The organism is Amycolatopsis sp. NBC_00348 (genome assembly GCF_036114655.1).
Classification (GTDB): domain Bacteria; phylum Actinomycetota; class Actinomycetes; order Mycobacteriales; family Pseudonocardiaceae; genus Amycolatopsis.
Map to the genome: position 1 here is coordinate 3,494,350 of NZ_CP107994.1, position 16,632 is coordinate 3,510,981.

Sequence of the window (16,632 nt, forward strand, 5' to 3'; positions counted from 1 at the left end):
TCGATCCCCCACGACGTCCTAGAGTGGGCACACCAGCCGAAGCGAGGAAGGACGTCCGTGGCCGCACCAGCACAGGACGAGGTGGCGAAAGGCGGGCCCGAACGCATCCGCGACGCGGACCGGACCCGCGCCGAGATCCTCGACACGGCCGCCCGCGAGTTCGCCGAAAAGGGCTTCGACGGCGCGCGGGTGGACGAGATCGCCGCGAAGACCCGCACCACCAAGCGGATGATCTACTACTACTTCACCAACAAGGACCAACTGTTCGTCGAGGTCCTCGAACGGGCCTACACCGTCATCCGCTCCCTCGAGCGGAACCTCGACGTCGACCACCTCGACCCCGCTGAGGCCATCCGCCAGCTCGCGGGGCTCACCTTCGACCACCACGAGTCCCACCCCGACTTCGTGCGGCTGGTCAGCATCGAGAACATCCACCGCGCCGAGCACATCGCCCGCTCGAGCGCGCTGTCCAACCTGGCCAACCCGGCCCTCGACGTGCTCACCCGCATTCTCGCTCGCGGCCGCGAGGCCGGGCAGTTCCGTGACGACGTCGACGCACTCGACGTGCACATGACGATCAGCGCGTTCTGCGTGTTCCGCACCGCGAACCGCTACACGTTCAACGCCATCTTCGACCGCGACATGCTGGACCCCGCGCACCGCGAGCACCACCGGCGCATGCTCGCCGACATGCTCGTCAGCTACCTGACGACGCTCTGAGCCCGCACGCGATCCGACCGGCGGGCACTTCTCCCCCAAAGTTTCTCCCCGGCGCGTGTCGAGAACGGACGGCCGGCTCCGACCAGTGGGCACCGGCGGCCGAACAGGGCCGCCACCACGGCAGGAGCACGAACGATGACCAAGGTGACCGCCCAGATGTCGATATCCCTCGACGGCTTCTACACCGGACCACGCGACACGCAGCACCCCCTGGACATGAGCGGCTGGATGCGGGGCCCCGAAGCGCCCGGGTTCTTCCGGGTCACCCGCTGGGTCGTCGACGCCGCGGCCTGGCGCGAACGCCAGGGCTTCGACGGCGGTGAGCAGTCGGTCGACTCGGAGATCATCGAGGAGACGTTCGCCGCGGCCGGGGCCTACGTCATGGGCCGGCGCATGTTCGACGCCGGCGAGTTCCCCTGGGGCGACGAGCCGCCGTTCCACGCGCCGGTGTTCGTCGTCACCCACCGTCCCCGGGAGGTTCTCGAACGCGAGGGCGGCACCTCCTTCACCTTCGTCACCGACGGGCTCGAGCGGGCCGTCGAGCTGGCCCGCGCCGCCGCCGGCGACAAGGACGTCGCGGTGGCCGGCGGCGGGGAGCTCCTGCAGCAGGTGCTCCGCGCCGGGCTGCTCGACCAGCTCGAGCTGCACATCGCCCCGGTCCTGCTCGGCGACGGCCAGCACTTGCTCGGCGCCGGTCTCGGTCTCGGCGCGGACGACGGCATCGAGCTGGTCCCGACCCGGGTTGCCGCGACGCCGGGGGTCACCCATATTCGCTATACCGTCACCGGGCGGTCGAAGCTGGTGCTGGACGATCGCGGGGCCAGCGGCGAGCTGGTCGGACCGGGCCGGCCGGAGCAGAGGAGCGCGCTGTGAAGTACATGCTGCTGATCTACGGCAACGAGGAAGCCTTCACCTCGATCGGCGCGGAGGCCCTCGCCGAGCTCATCCGCGAGACGGACGCGCTGAACCAGGAGCTGTTCGAGTCCGGTGAGCTGGTCGGCGCCTACGGGATGGCCGACCAGATGAACTCCAAGATGGTCCGGGTCAGCGGCGGGACGCCGGTGGTGACCGACGGTCCCTTCGCCGAGGCCAAGGAGTACTTGGGCAGCTTCACGATCCTCGACTGCGACAGCCTGGACCGGGCCCTGGAGATCGCGGCCCGCAATCCCTCAGCGCGCCACTGGGGTGTCGAGGTCCGGCCGCTCATGCACGAGGCCGACGTCGAGCCGTGACCGACTGGCAGGCCGTCCGGCGGCTGGTCCCGGAGGTGCTCGGTGCGCTGGTGCGCCGCTACGGCCTGTTCGACGCCTGCGAGGACGCCGTCCAGGAGGCCCTGGTGGCGGCCACCACCCAGTGGCCGGTCGAGGGGTGGCCGGAGAGTCCCCGGGCGTGGCTGACGACGGTGGCGACGCGGCGCCTCGCCGACCAGGTGCGCAGCGACGTCGCCCGGCGCCGGCGGGAGGAGGCGGACGCGATCCGCACGCCGCCTCCGCACGCCGGCGGCGAGGTGCCCGCCGGCGACGACACCCTCACACTGCTGTTCCTGTGCTGCCACCCGGTGCTGACCGCCCCGTCGCAGATCGCGCTGACCCTGCGGGCCGTCGGCGGTCTGTCGACCGCCGAGATCGCCCGGGCCTTCCTCGTGCCCGAGGCGACCATGGGGCAGCGCATCAGCCGGGCGAAGCAACGCATCAAGGCCGCCGGCGCCGGCTTCGCCCTGCCGCCGCCGGCCGAGCAGGCGCAGCGGCTCGGCGTCGTGCTCCACGTGGTCTACCTCGTCTTCAACGAGGGCTACACGGCCACGTCGGGGGCGCGGCTGGTGCGGGCCGAGCTGACGGCCGAGGCCATCCGGCTGGCGCGCGAGCTGCACCGGCTGGTCCCCGGTGACGGCGAAGTGGCCGGGCTGCTGGGCCTGCTGCTGCTGACCGACGCCCGGCGCCGGGCCCGCACGGCCCCGGACGGGTCGCTGGTGCCGCTGAGCGAGCAGGACCGGACGCTCTGGAACACCGAGGCCATCGCCGAGGGCGTGGCGCTGGTGACCGGCGCCCTGTCGCGGGGCCCGATCGGCCCGTACCAGCTGCAGGCCGCCATCGCCGCCGTCCACGACGAGGCGCCCACCGCCGAGGCCACCGACTGGCCGCAGATCCTGGCCCTTTACACGGTTCTCGAGCGCGTCGCCCCCAACCCGACGGTGACCCTCAACCGGGCGGTCGCGGTCGCCGAGGTGCACGGACCCGCGGCCGGGCTGGCCCTGCTCGACGCCGTCTCGGCCGACGAGCGCATCTCCGCGTCCCACCACCTCGTGTCCGTACGGGCCCACCTGCTGGAGCTGGCCGGCGACCACGACGCGGCCCGCGCCGGCTACCACGAGGCGGCCCGGCGCACCACCAGCGAACCCGAGCGGCGGCACCTCCTGACCCGCGCCGCACGGCTGGGGTGACCTCGCGCCGCCGTCGTGAGCGTGCCCCGAAGACCGGGACATTTCTCCAAAATGTTGGTAAAACTTTCACGAGATCGGGGTCACAGGTGGTTTCCTCTGTTAGGTAACTTTCCTAACTAATCAGGGAGGGTCCCCGCTCATGTCATCCCGCAAGCGCTTCGCTGTGGTAGCCGCCGCGGCTCTGACGCTCATCGCGCCGCCGCTCGGCGTCAAGGTCGCCGAGGCGGCCACCGCTTCCCCGGCCTCAGTAGACAAGACGTACACGGCCGCCGAAGTACTGGCCGGCGTCCAGAAGAACAGCACGACCGCGAACAAGGTCAACTCCAAGCCCCACATCAACACCATGACGCGGTCGCAGAACGTGAACGTGTTCCAGGTGTCGTCGGGCGTCTACGCCTACAGCTCGTCCCTGGCCGTCGACGACGACGGCAGCGACCCCGATTCCGACCCGGACCACCAGGACGAGACGACGTTCCAGGACAGCAACGGCGACCAGCTGGCCGCGCACCACGTGCCGTTCTACGTGCTGGGTGACGACTGCTACGACCGCAAGAGCCCGTGCCCGCACTTCTTCTACAAGGAGCACGGCATCAAGGGGCGCCAGTTCGCGCTGATGTTCTACAAGAGCAAGGTGATCGGCGCGATCTTCGGCGACACGCAGACGGGCAACGACCAGACCACATCGGACAACGACTCCCGCGAACTGGGCGAGGCGTCGGTGAAAGCGGCCTCATCGCTCGGCATCCCCAGCAGCGGCACCACGGGCGGCGTCGACAACGGCGTGACCGTGGTGATCTTCTCCGGCTCGTCCTGGGTCGTCAACGGTGCGAACTCCAGCCTGAACGCCAACGCCCAGGCCTTGGTCCAGAAGGCCCTGGACAGCCTCGGCACGAGCATGGGCATCTGAAGTCCTTGCAGCGAAACAAAGTCGACCGTGACCACCGCCAGGAAGACGAACATGGCGGTGGTCGCGGTTTTCGTAGCGGTCCGCGTGTTCAGCGCGTAGGCCGGGACGGCGAAGGGCGGCTCACGCCGACGTCCGTGCGGGACGAGGTCCACCGTGTCGCGGTCGGTACCACCGATCCATGCCTGCCGGCTCGGCTCGTGCTTCAGCGGCGCCGAGCCGTGTGACGACGTGGCCGCGCGCAGCGTGATCCGGGTGCCGTCGCGGTACACGACGTCGATATCCGGCAGGACGTATCCGGTCATGCACCCGTCCGATCGGTTCGCCCCGCCCGCCACAACGAGAATACGTGCGCGGTGGTGCCGCCTCAGGACAGTTTTGCTTCGGGGGCGAAGGCGGGCAGCTTCTCGAGACTGCTGCGCACGGCCTCGGCGCCGTACTCGAACATCTGGCGCTCGTAGTCATCGACCGCGTCGAGCAGGTTCTGACGGCCTTCGGCCGTCTCGGTCAGGTTGCGGCGTAACAGGTCTGCGTCGCGTAGGGCGGTGTTCGCTCCGTTGCCTCCCGTTGGGGAGGTGGCGTGGATCGCGTCGCCCAGCAACGTGACCGGGCCTGGTGCCCAGCGTGCGCCCGGCTTGACCACCCGGATGGACAGCAGCGTGCTGTTGTCCGGGTCGGCCTGCTCGATCAGCGCTCGCAGCTGTGGGTGCCAACCGTCCATTCTGGACAGCACGACGTCCTGCGCGGTCTGGTCCGCCAGTGAGCCGTCCGGTGGCAGGATCATGGCCCAGCGCACGTAGTCGCCGATGTCGGGCAGGGTGACTTCGGGGGCCAGGCGCTCGGCGGCCTGCTTCGGCGGGGTGCGGAACCGCATCGCGCCGAGCAGGAGGCTGACGCCGTCGCCCGCGATCTTCGAGCCGTACGCCTTGGACAGGCCGGCGAACTCGTCGGTCAGCGGGGTGCGGCCGATGACGAACCGGACGCCGGTGTCGGTCGGGGTGGTCTGCGGCGACAGCACCCCGCGGACCGCGGAGGTGACGCCGTCCGCGCCGACGAGCAGGTCGGCGGTGGCCGGGTCGCGGCGGGCGAACCGGGCGCGGACCTGGCCGCCGGGCAGCACGTCGTAGCCGGTCAGCGCGGCGTCGGCGTGCACGGTGAGGCCGGTCAGCAACAGGTGCCGCAGCACCTGCCGGTCGACCACGATGCCGGTCCGGCCCGCGCCGAGCCTGCCGATCTCGTTCAGCCGCGGGTCCAGGACCAGCTGCTCGGCCGAGGCGTCCATCACGATCTCGTCGAGCAGCGGGTGCCAGCGCGCCGGCAGGCAGTCGCGCACCGCCTGGAACCCGATCGGGTTCAGCACCAGCCGGTAGCCCTGGAACCGGGCGACGATGCCCGGGTCGCGCTCGAACACCTCCGCCTCGATCCCGGCACCACGCAGACCCTGCGCGAGAGCCAGACCTCCCAGACCGGCTCCGACCACGGAAACTCGCACCACACACCTCCGGAACTCAGAGACGAACTTAGTTCGTCTACCCCTCAAGTAGTACCTAGCGAACTTAGTTCGTGTCAAGTTATAGTGACCCTCATGCCCGCCGATCCCCGCCCGCGAAGCGCCCAGCCAACGGCGAAGGCACCGCGCAAGAAGCCGATCACCGTCGACCGGATCACCGACGCCGCCCTGGAAGTCGTCGCCACCGAGGGGTATGACGCGCTGACCATCCGCCGGGTCGCCGCCGTGCTCGGCACCGGTCCGTCGTCGCTGTACGCGCACATCGCCACCAAGGACGACATCGACGACCTGCTGATCGGCCGGCTCTACGCCGCGGTGGTGCTCCCCGAGCCGGACCCGGCGGCCTGGCGCGGGCAATTGCTCGACGTGTACTCGCAGATCCGCGACCTGTACCTGGACTACCCCGGCGTCTCGCGCGCCGCGCTGGCCACGGTGCCGACCAACCGGGAAACGCTGCGGGTCGGCGAAGGGATCCTGGCGATCCTGCTCGCGGGCGGCGTCGGACCGAGGCCGGCCGGCTGGGCCCGCGACGCGATGTCCCTCTACGTCAGCGCCTACGCGCTGGAGCAGTCGCTGGTCCGGCAACGACGCCGGCACCAGGACCAGGAATGGGTGCTCAGCCACGAGGAACTGCTGGACCGCTTCACCGCGTTGCCCGCCGAGGAATTCCCGCAGACCCGACGTCATGCCGCCGAGCTGATCTCCGGCACCGGGCACGACCGCTTCGAGTTCGCCCTCGGCCTGCTCATGGACAACCTGCGGCCCGAATCCGGGTGAATTCCCCGGACAGGACAGGAATTGTCACCAGTTTCGGGGCCGCGCCGTAAGGGAGCCGACGTGAGCAGGCCACCTGGTGTTCGTGTCGGCTCAAGCAGGCGGGAATAGCGTCCGGGTCGCCGAAGGATTCCCCCGGCAATACCGAATGAGGCAGATCATGCGCGAAAACCCGGCGGGCCCGAACCGGCGGTCCTTCCTGCGGAACGCGGGGCTGGCCGGCGTCGGCGCGACGGCGCTGGGCGCGCTCGGCACCGCACCGGCCGAAGCCGTGGACAGCGTGAAAAGCAGCAGGTGGAATCCGGACGGCGAGAGCCGCCAGTTCACCGTCGCCGTGATGCCGGACACCCAGTACCTCTACTGGGGCAGCCAGAACAGCATCAACCCGGAGCCGCAGGAAGCGTCGCTGCGGTACGTGATCGCCAACAGCGGCACACCGGACCGCAACATCGTCTTCCTGACCCACCTCGGCGACCTGACGCAGGACGCCGACGTCACGTCGTTCCAGGCCGTGGACAAGACGTTCAGGCCGGCCGACTCGGCCGGACTCGCCTACAGCGTCCTCGCCGGCAACCACGACGTGTCCGGTGACGACACCCGCGGCACCACGCCGTACCTGCAGACGATGGGCCCGCAGCGGTTCCGCCGGCAGAAGTCGTTCCTCGGCGCCGACGCGAGCGGCTACAACACCGCGCACGTCTTCCGCGCCGCCGGGCGCGAGTGGCTGCTGCTGGCCATGGACTGGCGCACCTCGGCCGCCGGCTTCGCGTGGGCCAACGACGTGATCAAGAAGCACCCGAAGCTGCCGGTGATCCTCACCTGCCACGAGATCGTCGCGCCGACCTACGGCGACGAGGTCTACCCGTACGAGTCGGGCGACGCCGAGGACAACGCCGAGATCACCGGCTACGGGCAGACCGTGTGGGACTCGCTGATCAAGGACAACGACCAGATCTTCCTCACGCTCAACGGCCACTACTGGCCCTCGGGCCGCACGACGAAGAAGAACGCCGCCGGTAACGACGTGCACCTGCACATCACGAACTACCAGAACCGGTACATGAGCGGCGGCGGCATGCTGCGCCTGTACCACTTCGACCTCGAACGCGACACGATCGACGTCGAGACGGTCTCGCCGTGGATCCTCGAGAAGGACCCCGCGAAGCGCAACCGCATGGAGGTGCTGGAGTCGCGGCTCACCACGGCCGTCGACCGCTTCTCGATGCCGTTCGACTTCGAGCGGCGCTTCGCCGGCTTCATCCCCGTGCCGGTCCGCCCGGCCCGGCCGGCCGGCAAGGTGCTCGTGCCGGGCACGCTCGCGTACTGGCGCTTCGACGGCGTCGGCGCGAACGGCAGCGCCGTCACCGCCGGCCAGCAGGTGCGCGACCTGTCGGGTCACGGCAACGACCTCACGCTGCAGTCCGTCGCCGGCACCGCCCCCGACGCCCTGACCTGGACCGACGACCACCACCCCGACCAGCCGGGCCACGCCAGCCTCCGGTTCGCCGGCGGCCGGAGCCCGCTGCACGGCGCGTACCTGACCACGGGCCCGGGCGCGCCGCTGAACACCGAGACGTTCAAGCGCGGCTACACCATCGAGACGTTCGTGAAGATCCCGCGCGACTGGGACGGCGGCACCAACGGCAACATGCCCGTCCTGGTCCGCCGCGGCGGATCCGGCGACGCGGGCAAGCACGGGAAGAACACCGACCCGAAGGAGCCGGTGGCCCAGCTCATGACCACGAACAACGGTCGTGAGGTGCAGTTCAACTGCTACCCGCTCAGCCAGACCTACCCGACCACCAACTGGAGCCACGGCCTGGCCGAAGACCAGTGGTGGCACCTCGCGGTCGTCAACGACGGGCACCGCACCAAGGTCTACGTCGAAAGCTCCCCCGTGGCCGACAACCCCTTCACCGACTCCGTCGGCATCGCCTCGCTCGGCCTCGCGTGGCTCCTCGGCGGCCACGAATACGGCGGCGCGCTCGACAACGTGTTCCACGGCTGGATCGGCGACGTCCGGATCGTCGGCCGGGCACTGCGGCCGGACGAGTTCCTGACCAAGTGATCCGCCCGTAGCCGCGGTCGAAACCGGAGGATGCCGGTGGGCCCGGTCACCGTGATCGCGGATGCAGCGCTGTCCATGCGCCCCCTTCCGTCGGCGTGGCCGGAGCGGCCACGACACGAGGAGGATGCGGGCAGCGGGATTCACGCCGGTTTCACCGCGGTTTCAGCAGCAGTGCTCGCCGCGCCACGCCTCGCGACCTTCCCGCAGCGCGACGGCGGCGATCACCAACGCCACGACCGGATCGGCCCACGACCAGCCGAACAACGCGTTCACCAGCAGCCCGAGCAGCAGGACGCCGGAGAGGTAGGTGCACAGCAGCGTCTGCTTCGAGTCGGCGACCGCGCTCGCCGAGCCCAGCTCGCGTCCGGCCCGGCGTTGCGCGTGGGATAGGAACGGCATCACCAGCAACGACACCGCCGCCAGCACGATCCCGACGGTCGAATGCCCGGCCGGCTCCGCGCCGAACAGGGAGCGCACCGACTCGACCGTGACGTACACGGCCAGCGCGAAGAACGACGCCGCGATCACCTTCAGCGCCGTCCGTTCGCGCGCCTGCGGATCCGCGCCGGAGAACTGCCAGGCGACGGCCGAGGCGGAGGCGACCTCGATGACCGAGTCGAGCCCGAACCCGATCAGCGCCGTCGACGAGGCCACCGACCCGGCCGAGATCGCGATGACCGCCTCGGCCACGTTGTAGCCGATCGTGGCGGCCACCAGCAGCCGCACCCGGCGTGACAGCACCGCCCGGCGGTCGGCGTCTGTCACTTTGACAGCGCAACATCCGTCGGCGCAGCCGCCTTGCTCGACCGGCAGCAGCTCGACGCGTGGTTCGGCGTCGCCGCTCATGCCTTCACCGGCTCGACGTCGTCCACGCAGGGCTGCTCGGGATCGACCGCGAGCACCAGCTGGACCAGCTCGCGGAGCGCGCGGGCCAGGTGCTCGTCCGCCAGTCCGTAGTGGACCTGACGCCCCTGGTAGGTCGCGACGACCAGGCCGCACCCGCGCAAGCAGGCCAGGTGGTTCGAGACGTTGGAGCGGCTCAGGCCCAGTTCCTTGGCGAGCTGACCGGGGTAGTTCGCCCCGTCCAGCAGGGACACGAGGATCTTGCACCGCGTCGGATCGGCCAGTGCGCGCCCCAGCCGGGCCAGCGCCGCTCCCCGCGTCTCACACGTCAGCATGCATCGGACAGTACAGCCACGGCTGACACGACAGCAAGGACGATGATTCCACGCCTCGCCGGCGCACGGGCTCGCCGATCGTCTTCAGCCATGGATCAGCTCCGTCGAGACGTCCCACAGGCGCTTCGCGGCGGCGGGATCGAGCGCCCATTGCTTCACGCCATGCGGGTGGTCGGCGAGGGTGGCGTCGTCCGGCACGGTGTACGCCTCCTGGGCGTCGTCGAGGTAGTGGCCGCCCGTGCGGGCGAACTGCGGCGCGACCGCGGCGACGACGGTGGTCGCGGCACCCTGCTCGACGGTCTTGTAGGTGAAGGTGCCGGCGGCTTCGGCCGCGTCGAGGGACGCCTTCTGCGCCGGGGTGAAGTTCCGCTGCAGGCCGGTCGCGATACCGCCGGGGTTGACGGCGTTCGCGAAGATGCCGTCGGCGGCCCAGCGGCGGGTCGCTTCGACGGCGAACAGGGAGTTCGCGGTCTTCGACCGGGCGTACGCGAGCTGCGGATCGTAGGCCCGGTGCGCGAAGTGCGGGTCGTCGAAATCGACGTTCGCGCGCATGTGCGCGGTCGAGCTGAGCGAGACGACGCGCGCTTCGCCGCGGTCGGCGGCGCCGCGGGCGAGCGCGTCGTGCAGGCCGGTGGCCAGCGCGAAGTGGCCGAGGTGGTTCGTCGCGAACTGCAGCTCCCACCCTTCCGGCGTCCGCTCCAGGCCGCCGGTGACAACACCGGCGTTGGCGACGAGCAGGTGCAGCGGCCCGTCCCAGCCGCCGGCGAAACGCCGGACCGCCGCCTGATCGGCGAGATCGAGCGCCGCGACGCGCGTCATGCCGGTGATGGCGTCGGCGACGGCGTGGCCGGCGGCCGGGTTCCGGACAGCGAGGGTCACCTCGGCGCCGGCGGCCGCGAGCGCGCGGGCCGTTTCGGCGCCGATGCCCGAGGACGCCCCGGTCACGATCGCGCGGATCCCGGCGAGGTCGACGCCCGCCAGCACCTCGTCCGCGGTGCTGGCGGCGGAGAACGGGGTGGTGATGAGTGCACGTGTGGTCATGGCGCCACTATACGTACTAGTCAATTCTTGTATAGCGAGTCTACGAGTCGTAGGATCGGCCCATGGTCGCCCCCGAGACATCGAACGTCGGCACCGCACGACGTCGTGACGCGGTGCTCGAGTCGGCGCTGCTCACCTTCGCCCGCCACGGCTACCGCAAGACGTCCATGGAGGAACTGGCGCGCACGGCCCGGATCTCGCGGCCGGGCCTGTACTTCTTGTTCGAGTCGAAGGAAACGCTGTTCCGGGCCGCGTTCACCCGGGCGCTGGAACAGGACCTCGCCGCGGCCGAGGCCGTCCTCGCCGCCGCTGACCGGCCGCTGCGCGAGCGGCTGGCCGGCGCGTTCGACCGCTGGGCCGGCCGCTACGTCGGGCCGCTGGGCCGGGACGTCACGAGCGTCATCGAGCAGAACCCGGACCTGCTCGGCGAGATCGTCGAGACCGCCCCGGTCCGCTTCGCGGAACTCGTCACCGACGCCATCGCCGAGACGTCGGGGCGGACGGCCGCGGTCCCGGTCGCGCAGACGCTGATCAGCGTGTCGATCGGGTTGAAGCACCAGGTCGAGACGCGGGAGGCGTACCTCGGCCGCCTCACCACCGCGGTCGGCCTGCTCGTCGGGTGACGACCCGGCTCACGCCCGGGCGCCGGGCGACAGGTCCGCGGCCGTGGCGGTCACCGCCGCCACGATCCGCGCCAGGCCGTCCTCGGTGAGCCGGAAGCTGGGCACCGACACGTTCACCGCCGCCAGCGGCGTGCCGCGGAAGTCGAGCACGGGGGCGGCGACCGCGGTGAGGCCGATCTCGTACTCCTCCGCGGCGACGACGTGGCCCGCCACCCGCTCCTCGCGCAGCCGCTTCAGCACCGCGGCGACGGTCCGCGGGGCCCGGCGGGTGCCGGGCAGCGCGCCCGGCCGGGCCGCGAGCAGGGTGGCGATCTCGGCGTCGGCCAGGCCGAACAGCAGCGCCCGCCCACTGGACGTGCAGGTCAGCGGCGTGCCCCGGCCGATCCACTCGCGCGCCTGGACGCTGCGTCCCGCCTGCTCGCTCAGCACGGTCAGGGCCGCGTCACCCTCCCGGACGGTCAGGTACGCCGCCTCCCCCAGCTCCTGGACCAGCGTGCGCAGCGCCCGGGGCGCGTCCTGCCGGAGCCGGCCGTCCCCGGCCGCGCCGGCGAGCGCGTAGAGCTGCCAGCCGAGGCGGTACTCCAGGGTCTTCGGGTCACGCTCGGCGAAACCCTCCTCGAGCAGCACCTTCAGCGTCCGCGAGATCTGGGTCTTCTCGGCCGCCAGGGCCTCGGCGACCGCCTGGACCCCGAGCGGGCCCGCACCGAGCGTCCGCAGCACGTCGAGCGCCCGGTGCACGCTGGTCAGACTGTCGTTCGCCATCGGCCCAGTGTCCGACGGCCGTGCGCGGAGCGCAACTACGGTTGTCACCGACGCACGGGCCGACCTAGCGTGACCTGCATGTGCGGAATAGTCGCGTGGTACGCCCCCTCGTCCGAAGCGATCACCTCCGACGTCGTGGCCACCGGCCGGGCCATGCTCACCCGGCTGGCCCACCGCGGCCCCGACGACACCGGCCAGGCCCGCGTCGGCGAGCACGTCTGGCTCGGCCACAACCGGCTGTCGATCGTGGGGCCCGCCAACGGCCGGCAGCCGCTCGGCGAAGCCGGGCCGTGGTCGCTGGTCTGCAACGGGGAGATCTACAACGACGCCGAACTGCGCGAAAGCCTGCCCGGCCACCACTTCACCACCGCCTCGGACAGCGAGTCGGCGCTCGCGTTGCTGACCGCCGAAGGGCCGCGCGCGCTCGACCGGCTGGAGGGGATGTGGGCGCTGTGCGCGGCGACCCCGGACGGACGGTTCGTCGCGGCCCGCGACCGCCTCGGCATCAAGCCCCTGTACTGGGCGCGGACCGGCGGCCGGTACTACTTCGCGTCCGAGATGCGCGCCTTCCCGGTCACCGTCCAGCACGCGGTGGAGATGTTCCCGCCCGGCTGCTGGTGGACGCCGGAAGACGGCCTGGTCCGGTTCGCCACGGCCGTCACCTTCGCCCCCGTCCAGGACGGCCTCACGGCGGTGGAACTGGAGAGCCGGACGCGCGCCGTGCTCGTCGACTCGGTCCGCCGGCACCTGATGGCCGACGTCGAGGTCGGCGTCTTCCTCTCCGGCGGGCTCGATTCCAGCATCGTCGCCGCTGTCGCCGCGGCCGAGTACACCCGCGAAGGGCGGCGGCTGAAGACGTTCGCCGTCGGCGTCGAGGGGTCCTCCGACCTGCTCGCGGCCCGGGAGGTCGCGGAATTCCTCGGTACGGAGCACCGCGAAACGGTCTTCGACGCCGCGCAGGCCGTGGCGGCCCTCGACGACGTCGTCGCGTCCGTCGAGTCGTTCGACGCCGGCCTCATCCGCAGCGCGGTGCCGAACTGGTTCCTCGCCGAGCTGGCCGCACAGCACGTCAAGGCGGTGCTGACCGGCGAAGGCGCGGACGAGCTCTTCGCCGGCTACAGCTACTACCACGAACGTCACCGCGACCCGGCTGCGCTGCACCGCGAGCTGCGGCGCACCATCGAGCAGCTGCACGGGCTCAACCTCCAGCGCTGCGACCGCGTCACGATGGCGCACGGGCTGGAAGCGCGCGTGCCCTTCCTCGACGCCCGCGTGGTCGACCACGCGATGTCCTTGCCGGACAACGTGAAATCACTCGAAGCCGACGGCCTCGAGAAGGGCCACCTGCGCCGCGCGTTCACCGGCTGGCTCCCCGACCGGTTGCTCTGGCGACCCAAGCTGGAGTTCGGCACCGGCAGCGGCGCCGCGGACCTGCTGACCCCGTACTGGAACCGGCACATCGGCGACGCCGAGCTGACGGAGCGGCGCGACCCGGCCACCTCGTTGCGGTCCAAAGAGGAACTCGCCTACTACCGCGCGTTCCGCCGGGCCCTGCCCGAGGTCCGGCCGGCCGCGGTGCTGACCCGCTTCGCCGTCGCCTGATCCGGCTTCCCCGACGAGCGCCGCACGGGGGACCTGGCAGAGCTACCCGGCTCCGGCGAACCCCGGCTAGCGTCGGTGAGGTCGAAGATCCGCGACGGACAGGAGGTGGTGACCGTGGCGCACGCGGCACCCCGGCTGGGCGAGTTCCTCCGGGCCCGGCGCGCCCTGACCCGGCCCGGCCGGCACGGCATCCCGGACGGCGACCGGCGCACGCCCGGCCTGCGCCGGGAAGAGGTCGCCATGCTGGCCGGCGTCAGCACGGACTACTACACCCGGCTGGAACAGGGCCGCGACACCCACCCCTCGCCGCAGGTGGTGACGGCCCTCGCCGACGCCCTGCTGCTGGACGACGAGGCCGCCGCCTACCTCCGCGGCCTCGCCGCACCGGCGAAACCACGCAAAGCCCGGCCCGAACACGCGGCACCGGGACTCGTGGCCCTGCTCGACGCCTGGCCCCACACCCCGGCCCTGGTCTACGGCCGGTACTTCGACCTCCTGGCCGTCAACCCGCTCGGCGAAGCGCTGTTCTCCTGGCTGCGCGGCGAGCGGAACCTGCTGCGCGGCATCTTCCTCGAGCCCGGCGCTCGCGTCTTCTACCGCGACTGGGCGAAGATCGCCGAAGGCTGCGTCGCCGCTCTCCGCGCGGCCAACCCGGACCCCGACGACGCCCGCCTCACCGAACTGGTGGGCACCCTGTCGGTCGGCAGCCCCGACTTCGCCCGCCTGTGGGGCAAGCACGAGGTCCGGGCCAAGACCGCGACGGTCAAGCACTTCCACCACGAACTCGCCGGGGACCTGACCCTGCGGTTCGAAAACCTGGCCGTCACCAGCGCGCCGGGGCAGCACCTCGTCGTCTACCACGCCGAGCCGGGCAGCCCGGCCGCCCACGCGCTCGCCCTGCTGGCCGGCTACGCCCTCTCCCCCGCGGACGACCCGTCCGGCCGATAACCGGCCTGCCGTCGCACGATCACGGAGCACACTCATGTCTGTCTGGTTCATCACCGGCGCGTCCCGCGGCTTCGGCCGGGCGCTCACCGACGCCGCCCTCACCGCGGGCGACCAGGTCGTCGCCGCCGCGCGGAACCCACCGCCTGGCGACCCGGCCGGGCCGCGGCTCGACGTCCGCCTCGACGTCACCGATCCCGCCCAGGCCGAGGCCGCCGTCGCCGCGGCCGTCGACCGGTTCGGCCGCATCGACGTGCTCGTCAACAACGCCGGTTACGGGCTCTTCGGCGCCGTCGAGGAGGTGCCGGACGCCGATGTGCGCGCGCTGTTCGACACCAACGTCTTCGGGCTGCTGAACGTCACCCGCGCCGCGCTGCCGGTGTTGCGGGCCCAGGGCGCGGGCCACGTTGTGAACATCAGCTCCAGCGCGGGGTTCGCCTCCGGCGCGGGCCGCGGCCTCTACAGTGCGGCCAAGTTCGCCGTCGAAGGCCTCAGCGAGGCGCTGCGCGCGGAGGTCGGGCCGCTCGGGATCGACGTCACCGTCGTCGAGCCCGGCTCGTTCCGCACGGACTTCCTCGCCCCCGCCAGCCGTCGCCAGGTCGCGGTCACCGTGCCCGCCTACGCCGGCAGCGTCGGCGCCGTGACGTCGGCGATCGAGAAGAACGACGGCCACCAGCCCGGCGACCCGGCCCGCGCGGTCACCGCCATCCGCCACCTGGTCACGACCGCGGAGCCGCCGCTGCGGCTGCAGCTGGGCAGCGACTGCGTCCGGCTCGTGGAGGACAAGCTGGCCACGGTCGCCGGCGAGCTCGACCAGTGGCGTGAACTGGCCACCTCCACCGACTACCGGTGAGCCGAGCCGCGTTCCACCGGGTGGACTAAACCGGATCACCCCGGCGCGCGTGCACCGGTCGTCAGCACGACCGGACCCGGAGGCACGACCATCAGCAGTGATTTCCACGCCGACCCCGAGGCGATCAAGAAGCTCGGCGCGCTGGCCGGGCGGGCCGGCGCCGCGGCCGGGCTCTACCGGGCGGCCGCCACCGCCGGGCCGAACGAGTGGGGTGAGGGGCTGCTCGGCAAGCTCGCCGCGCCGCTCGACCGGTGGCAGGAGCTCGCCGTCGCCAACGGGGGCAAGGCCGAGTCCCTCGCGGACTCCTACGACACCACGCTCGTCGCCGTGGCGAAGCTGTACCGCGAGACTGACCACGAGGCCGCCGCGAAGGCCGACGCGGCCTACCCGGACTCGCTGTCCGAACGGGTCGCGCCCGACGACGTCGCCTCGCCCGAAACCGCGGCGTCCTTCACCGACTTCGACAACGCGTCCCGCAACCCGCGGCACCCCGAGCTCGAGTACACCGGGCCGGACAACCCGGGCGAGGACGCGTTCGGCGGCTGGAACATCGAGGTCCAGCGCATCGCCGACGACATCGCGGGCGGGGCGTCGATCTCCGGGGCGGCGCGGGGGCTGCTGACGAAGCTGGTCGGGATCGACCTGCTGACCGTCGTCGAGAAGCTGGTGGCCGGCGACTGGGACGCGCTGCTGCGGCAGGGCATGGTGTTCGAGGACACCGGGCTCGCGTTCGCCAAGATCAAGCAGAACGTCGACCGCGGGCGTTTCGGCATCCAGGAGCGCTGGACCGGGCACGCCGGTGAAGCCGCGCGCGCCTGGCTGACCGACTACTCCCACGCCTGCGCGGAACACGCCAGGTTCTGCACGGAGGCCGGCCAGAAGATCAAGAACTTCGCCCGCGCGGCCTACGACGCCATGCAGGCGCTCGACATCGCGCTCGAAGGGCTGCTCGACGCGTTGCTCGGCAAGGTCTTCAAGCTCGGCAAGGCCCTGGAGATGTTCCTGCTGGGCATCGCCGGCCTGGGCGACGGCGAATCCGTGCGCCAGGCGATCGCCGGGATCATGACCGAGGTGACCCCGCTGCGCACCGCCATCGACACGCTGAACACGCTGGCGCACACGATCGCGTCGATCTCCGAACTGGTGGCGGGCAACGGCGAAATCGCCGCGAAGGCCTGGCCCGGCGAACCGTACAAGCACCCGGGGACGTGA

At 71.5% G+C, this 16,632-nt stretch carries 17 protein-coding genes; 12 read left to right on the top strand and 5 right to left on the bottom strand.

The features are described from left to right. Positions 1-57 precede the first annotated feature (57 nt). From OHS58_RS14755 to OHS58_RS14775, 5 genes are all read left to right on the top strand, one after another. Positions 58-720, top strand: coding sequence for a TetR/AcrR family transcriptional regulator (locus OHS58_RS14755; protein ID WP_328648610.1), 663 nt, complete (start codon positions 58-60; stop codon positions 718-720). 135 nt (positions 721-855) lie between these two features. Continuing rightward, entirely contained in the window at positions 856-1,593 is a 738-nt protein-coding gene (locus tag OHS58_RS14760) for a dihydrofolate reductase family protein (RefSeq protein WP_326949301.1), read from the top strand. A 5-nt stretch (positions 1,594-1,598) separates the two neighbouring features. Beyond that, positions 1,599-1,952 carry a YciI family protein gene (locus OHS58_RS14765; RefSeq protein ID WP_326951526.1) on the top strand — a complete coding sequence of 118 codons (354 nt, stop codon included), beginning with the start codon at positions 1,599-1,601 and terminating at the stop codon, positions 1,950-1,952. Next, the gene (locus OHS58_RS14770; protein ID WP_328648611.1) at positions 1,949-3,160 is read left to right on the top strand and encodes an RNA polymerase sigma factor; all 1,212 of its coding nucleotides are present in this window, start codon (positions 1,949-1,951) and stop codon (positions 3,158-3,160) included. The genes OHS58_RS14765 and OHS58_RS14770 overlap by 4 nt, the downstream gene beginning before the upstream one ends. Positions 3,161-3,299: 139 nt before the next feature. Next, positions 3,300-4,067 (top strand): glycoside hydrolase family 75 protein, encoded by a 768-nt coding sequence (locus tag OHS58_RS14775; RefSeq protein ID WP_326949298.1) that lies wholly within the window; start codon positions 3,300-3,302, stop codon positions 4,065-4,067. 364 nt (positions 4,068-4,431) lie between these two features. On the opposite strand, the gene OHS58_RS14780 is transcribed toward OHS58_RS14775, so the two are convergent. After that, the gene (locus OHS58_RS14780; RefSeq protein ID WP_328648612.1) at positions 4,432-5,556 is read right to left on the bottom strand and encodes an FAD-dependent oxidoreductase; all 1,125 of its coding nucleotides are present in this window, start codon (positions 5,554-5,556) and stop codon (positions 4,432-4,434) included. Between the two features lie 93 nt (positions 5,557-5,649). Between OHS58_RS14780 and OHS58_RS14785 the strand changes: the two genes are divergently transcribed. Further along, positions 5,650-6,351: a TetR/AcrR family transcriptional regulator gene (locus OHS58_RS14785; RefSeq protein WP_328648613.1), complete on the top strand. Its 702-nt coding sequence runs from the start codon at positions 5,650-5,652 to the stop codon at positions 6,349-6,351. A gap of 157 nt (positions 6,352-6,508) precedes the next feature. After that, positions 6,509-8,416, top strand: coding sequence for a LamG-like jellyroll fold domain-containing protein (locus tag OHS58_RS14790; protein ID WP_328648614.1), 1,908 nt, complete (start codon positions 6,509-6,511; stop codon positions 8,414-8,416). 162 nt (positions 8,417-8,578) lie between these two features. Here OHS58_RS14790 and OHS58_RS14795 read toward each other — a convergent pair whose 3' ends face one another. From OHS58_RS14795 to OHS58_RS14805, 3 genes are all read right to left on the bottom strand, one after another. Further along, on the bottom strand, positions 8,579-9,262 hold the full coding sequence (locus tag OHS58_RS14795; protein ID WP_328648615.1) for a cation transporter: 684 nt from the start codon (positions 9,260-9,262) through the stop codon (positions 8,579-8,581). Further along, positions 9,259-9,594: a Cd(II)/Pb(II)-sensing metalloregulatory transcriptional regulator CmtR gene (gene cmtR, locus OHS58_RS14800; protein WP_328648616.1), complete on the bottom strand. Its 336-nt coding sequence runs from the start codon at positions 9,592-9,594 to the stop codon at positions 9,259-9,261. Before cmtR ends, OHS58_RS14795 begins: the two co-directional genes overlap by 4 nt. A gap of 84 nt (positions 9,595-9,678) precedes the next feature. Continuing rightward, positions 9,679-10,635, bottom strand: coding sequence for an SDR family NAD(P)-dependent oxidoreductase (locus OHS58_RS14805; RefSeq protein WP_328648617.1), 957 nt, complete (start codon positions 10,633-10,635; stop codon positions 9,679-9,681). Between the two features lie 62 nt (positions 10,636-10,697). On the opposite strand from OHS58_RS14805, the gene OHS58_RS14810 reads away from it, so the two are divergent. Beyond that, positions 10,698-11,258, top strand: a complete 561-nt coding sequence (locus tag OHS58_RS14810; RefSeq protein ID WP_328648618.1) for a TetR/AcrR family transcriptional regulator — start codon at positions 10,698-10,700, stop codon at positions 11,256-11,258. Between the two features lie 9 nt (positions 11,259-11,267). Here OHS58_RS14810 and OHS58_RS14815 read toward each other — a convergent pair whose 3' ends face one another. Beyond that, complete coding sequence (locus tag OHS58_RS14815; RefSeq protein WP_328648619.1) at positions 11,268-12,020, bottom strand: IclR family transcriptional regulator; 753 nt, start codon at positions 12,018-12,020, stop codon at positions 11,268-11,270. Positions 12,021-12,098: 78 nt separating this feature from the next. On the opposite strand from OHS58_RS14815, the gene asnB reads away from it, so the two are divergent. The 4 genes from asnB (at position 12,099) to OHS58_RS14835 (ending at position 16,632) form a co-directional block, all read left to right on the top strand. Next, positions 12,099-13,622, top strand: a complete 1,524-nt coding sequence (gene asnB / locus OHS58_RS14820; RefSeq protein ID WP_328648620.1) for an asparagine synthase (glutamine-hydrolyzing) — start codon at positions 12,099-12,101, stop codon at positions 13,620-13,622. A 75-nt stretch (positions 13,623-13,697) separates the two neighbouring features. Further along, positions 13,698-14,570 (top strand): helix-turn-helix transcriptional regulator, encoded by an 873-nt coding sequence (locus tag OHS58_RS14825; RefSeq protein WP_328648621.1) that lies wholly within the window; start codon positions 13,698-13,700, stop codon positions 14,568-14,570. Between the two features lie 34 nt (positions 14,571-14,604). Beyond that, positions 14,605-15,420 (top strand): oxidoreductase, encoded by an 816-nt coding sequence (locus OHS58_RS14830; protein ID WP_328648622.1) that lies wholly within the window; start codon positions 14,605-14,607, stop codon positions 15,418-15,420. Between the two features lie 327 nt (positions 15,421-15,747). Further along, the gene (locus tag OHS58_RS14835) at positions 15,748-16,632 is read left to right on the top strand and encodes a hypothetical protein (RefSeq protein WP_328648623.1); all 885 of its coding nucleotides are present in this window, start codon (positions 15,748-15,750) and stop codon (positions 16,630-16,632) included.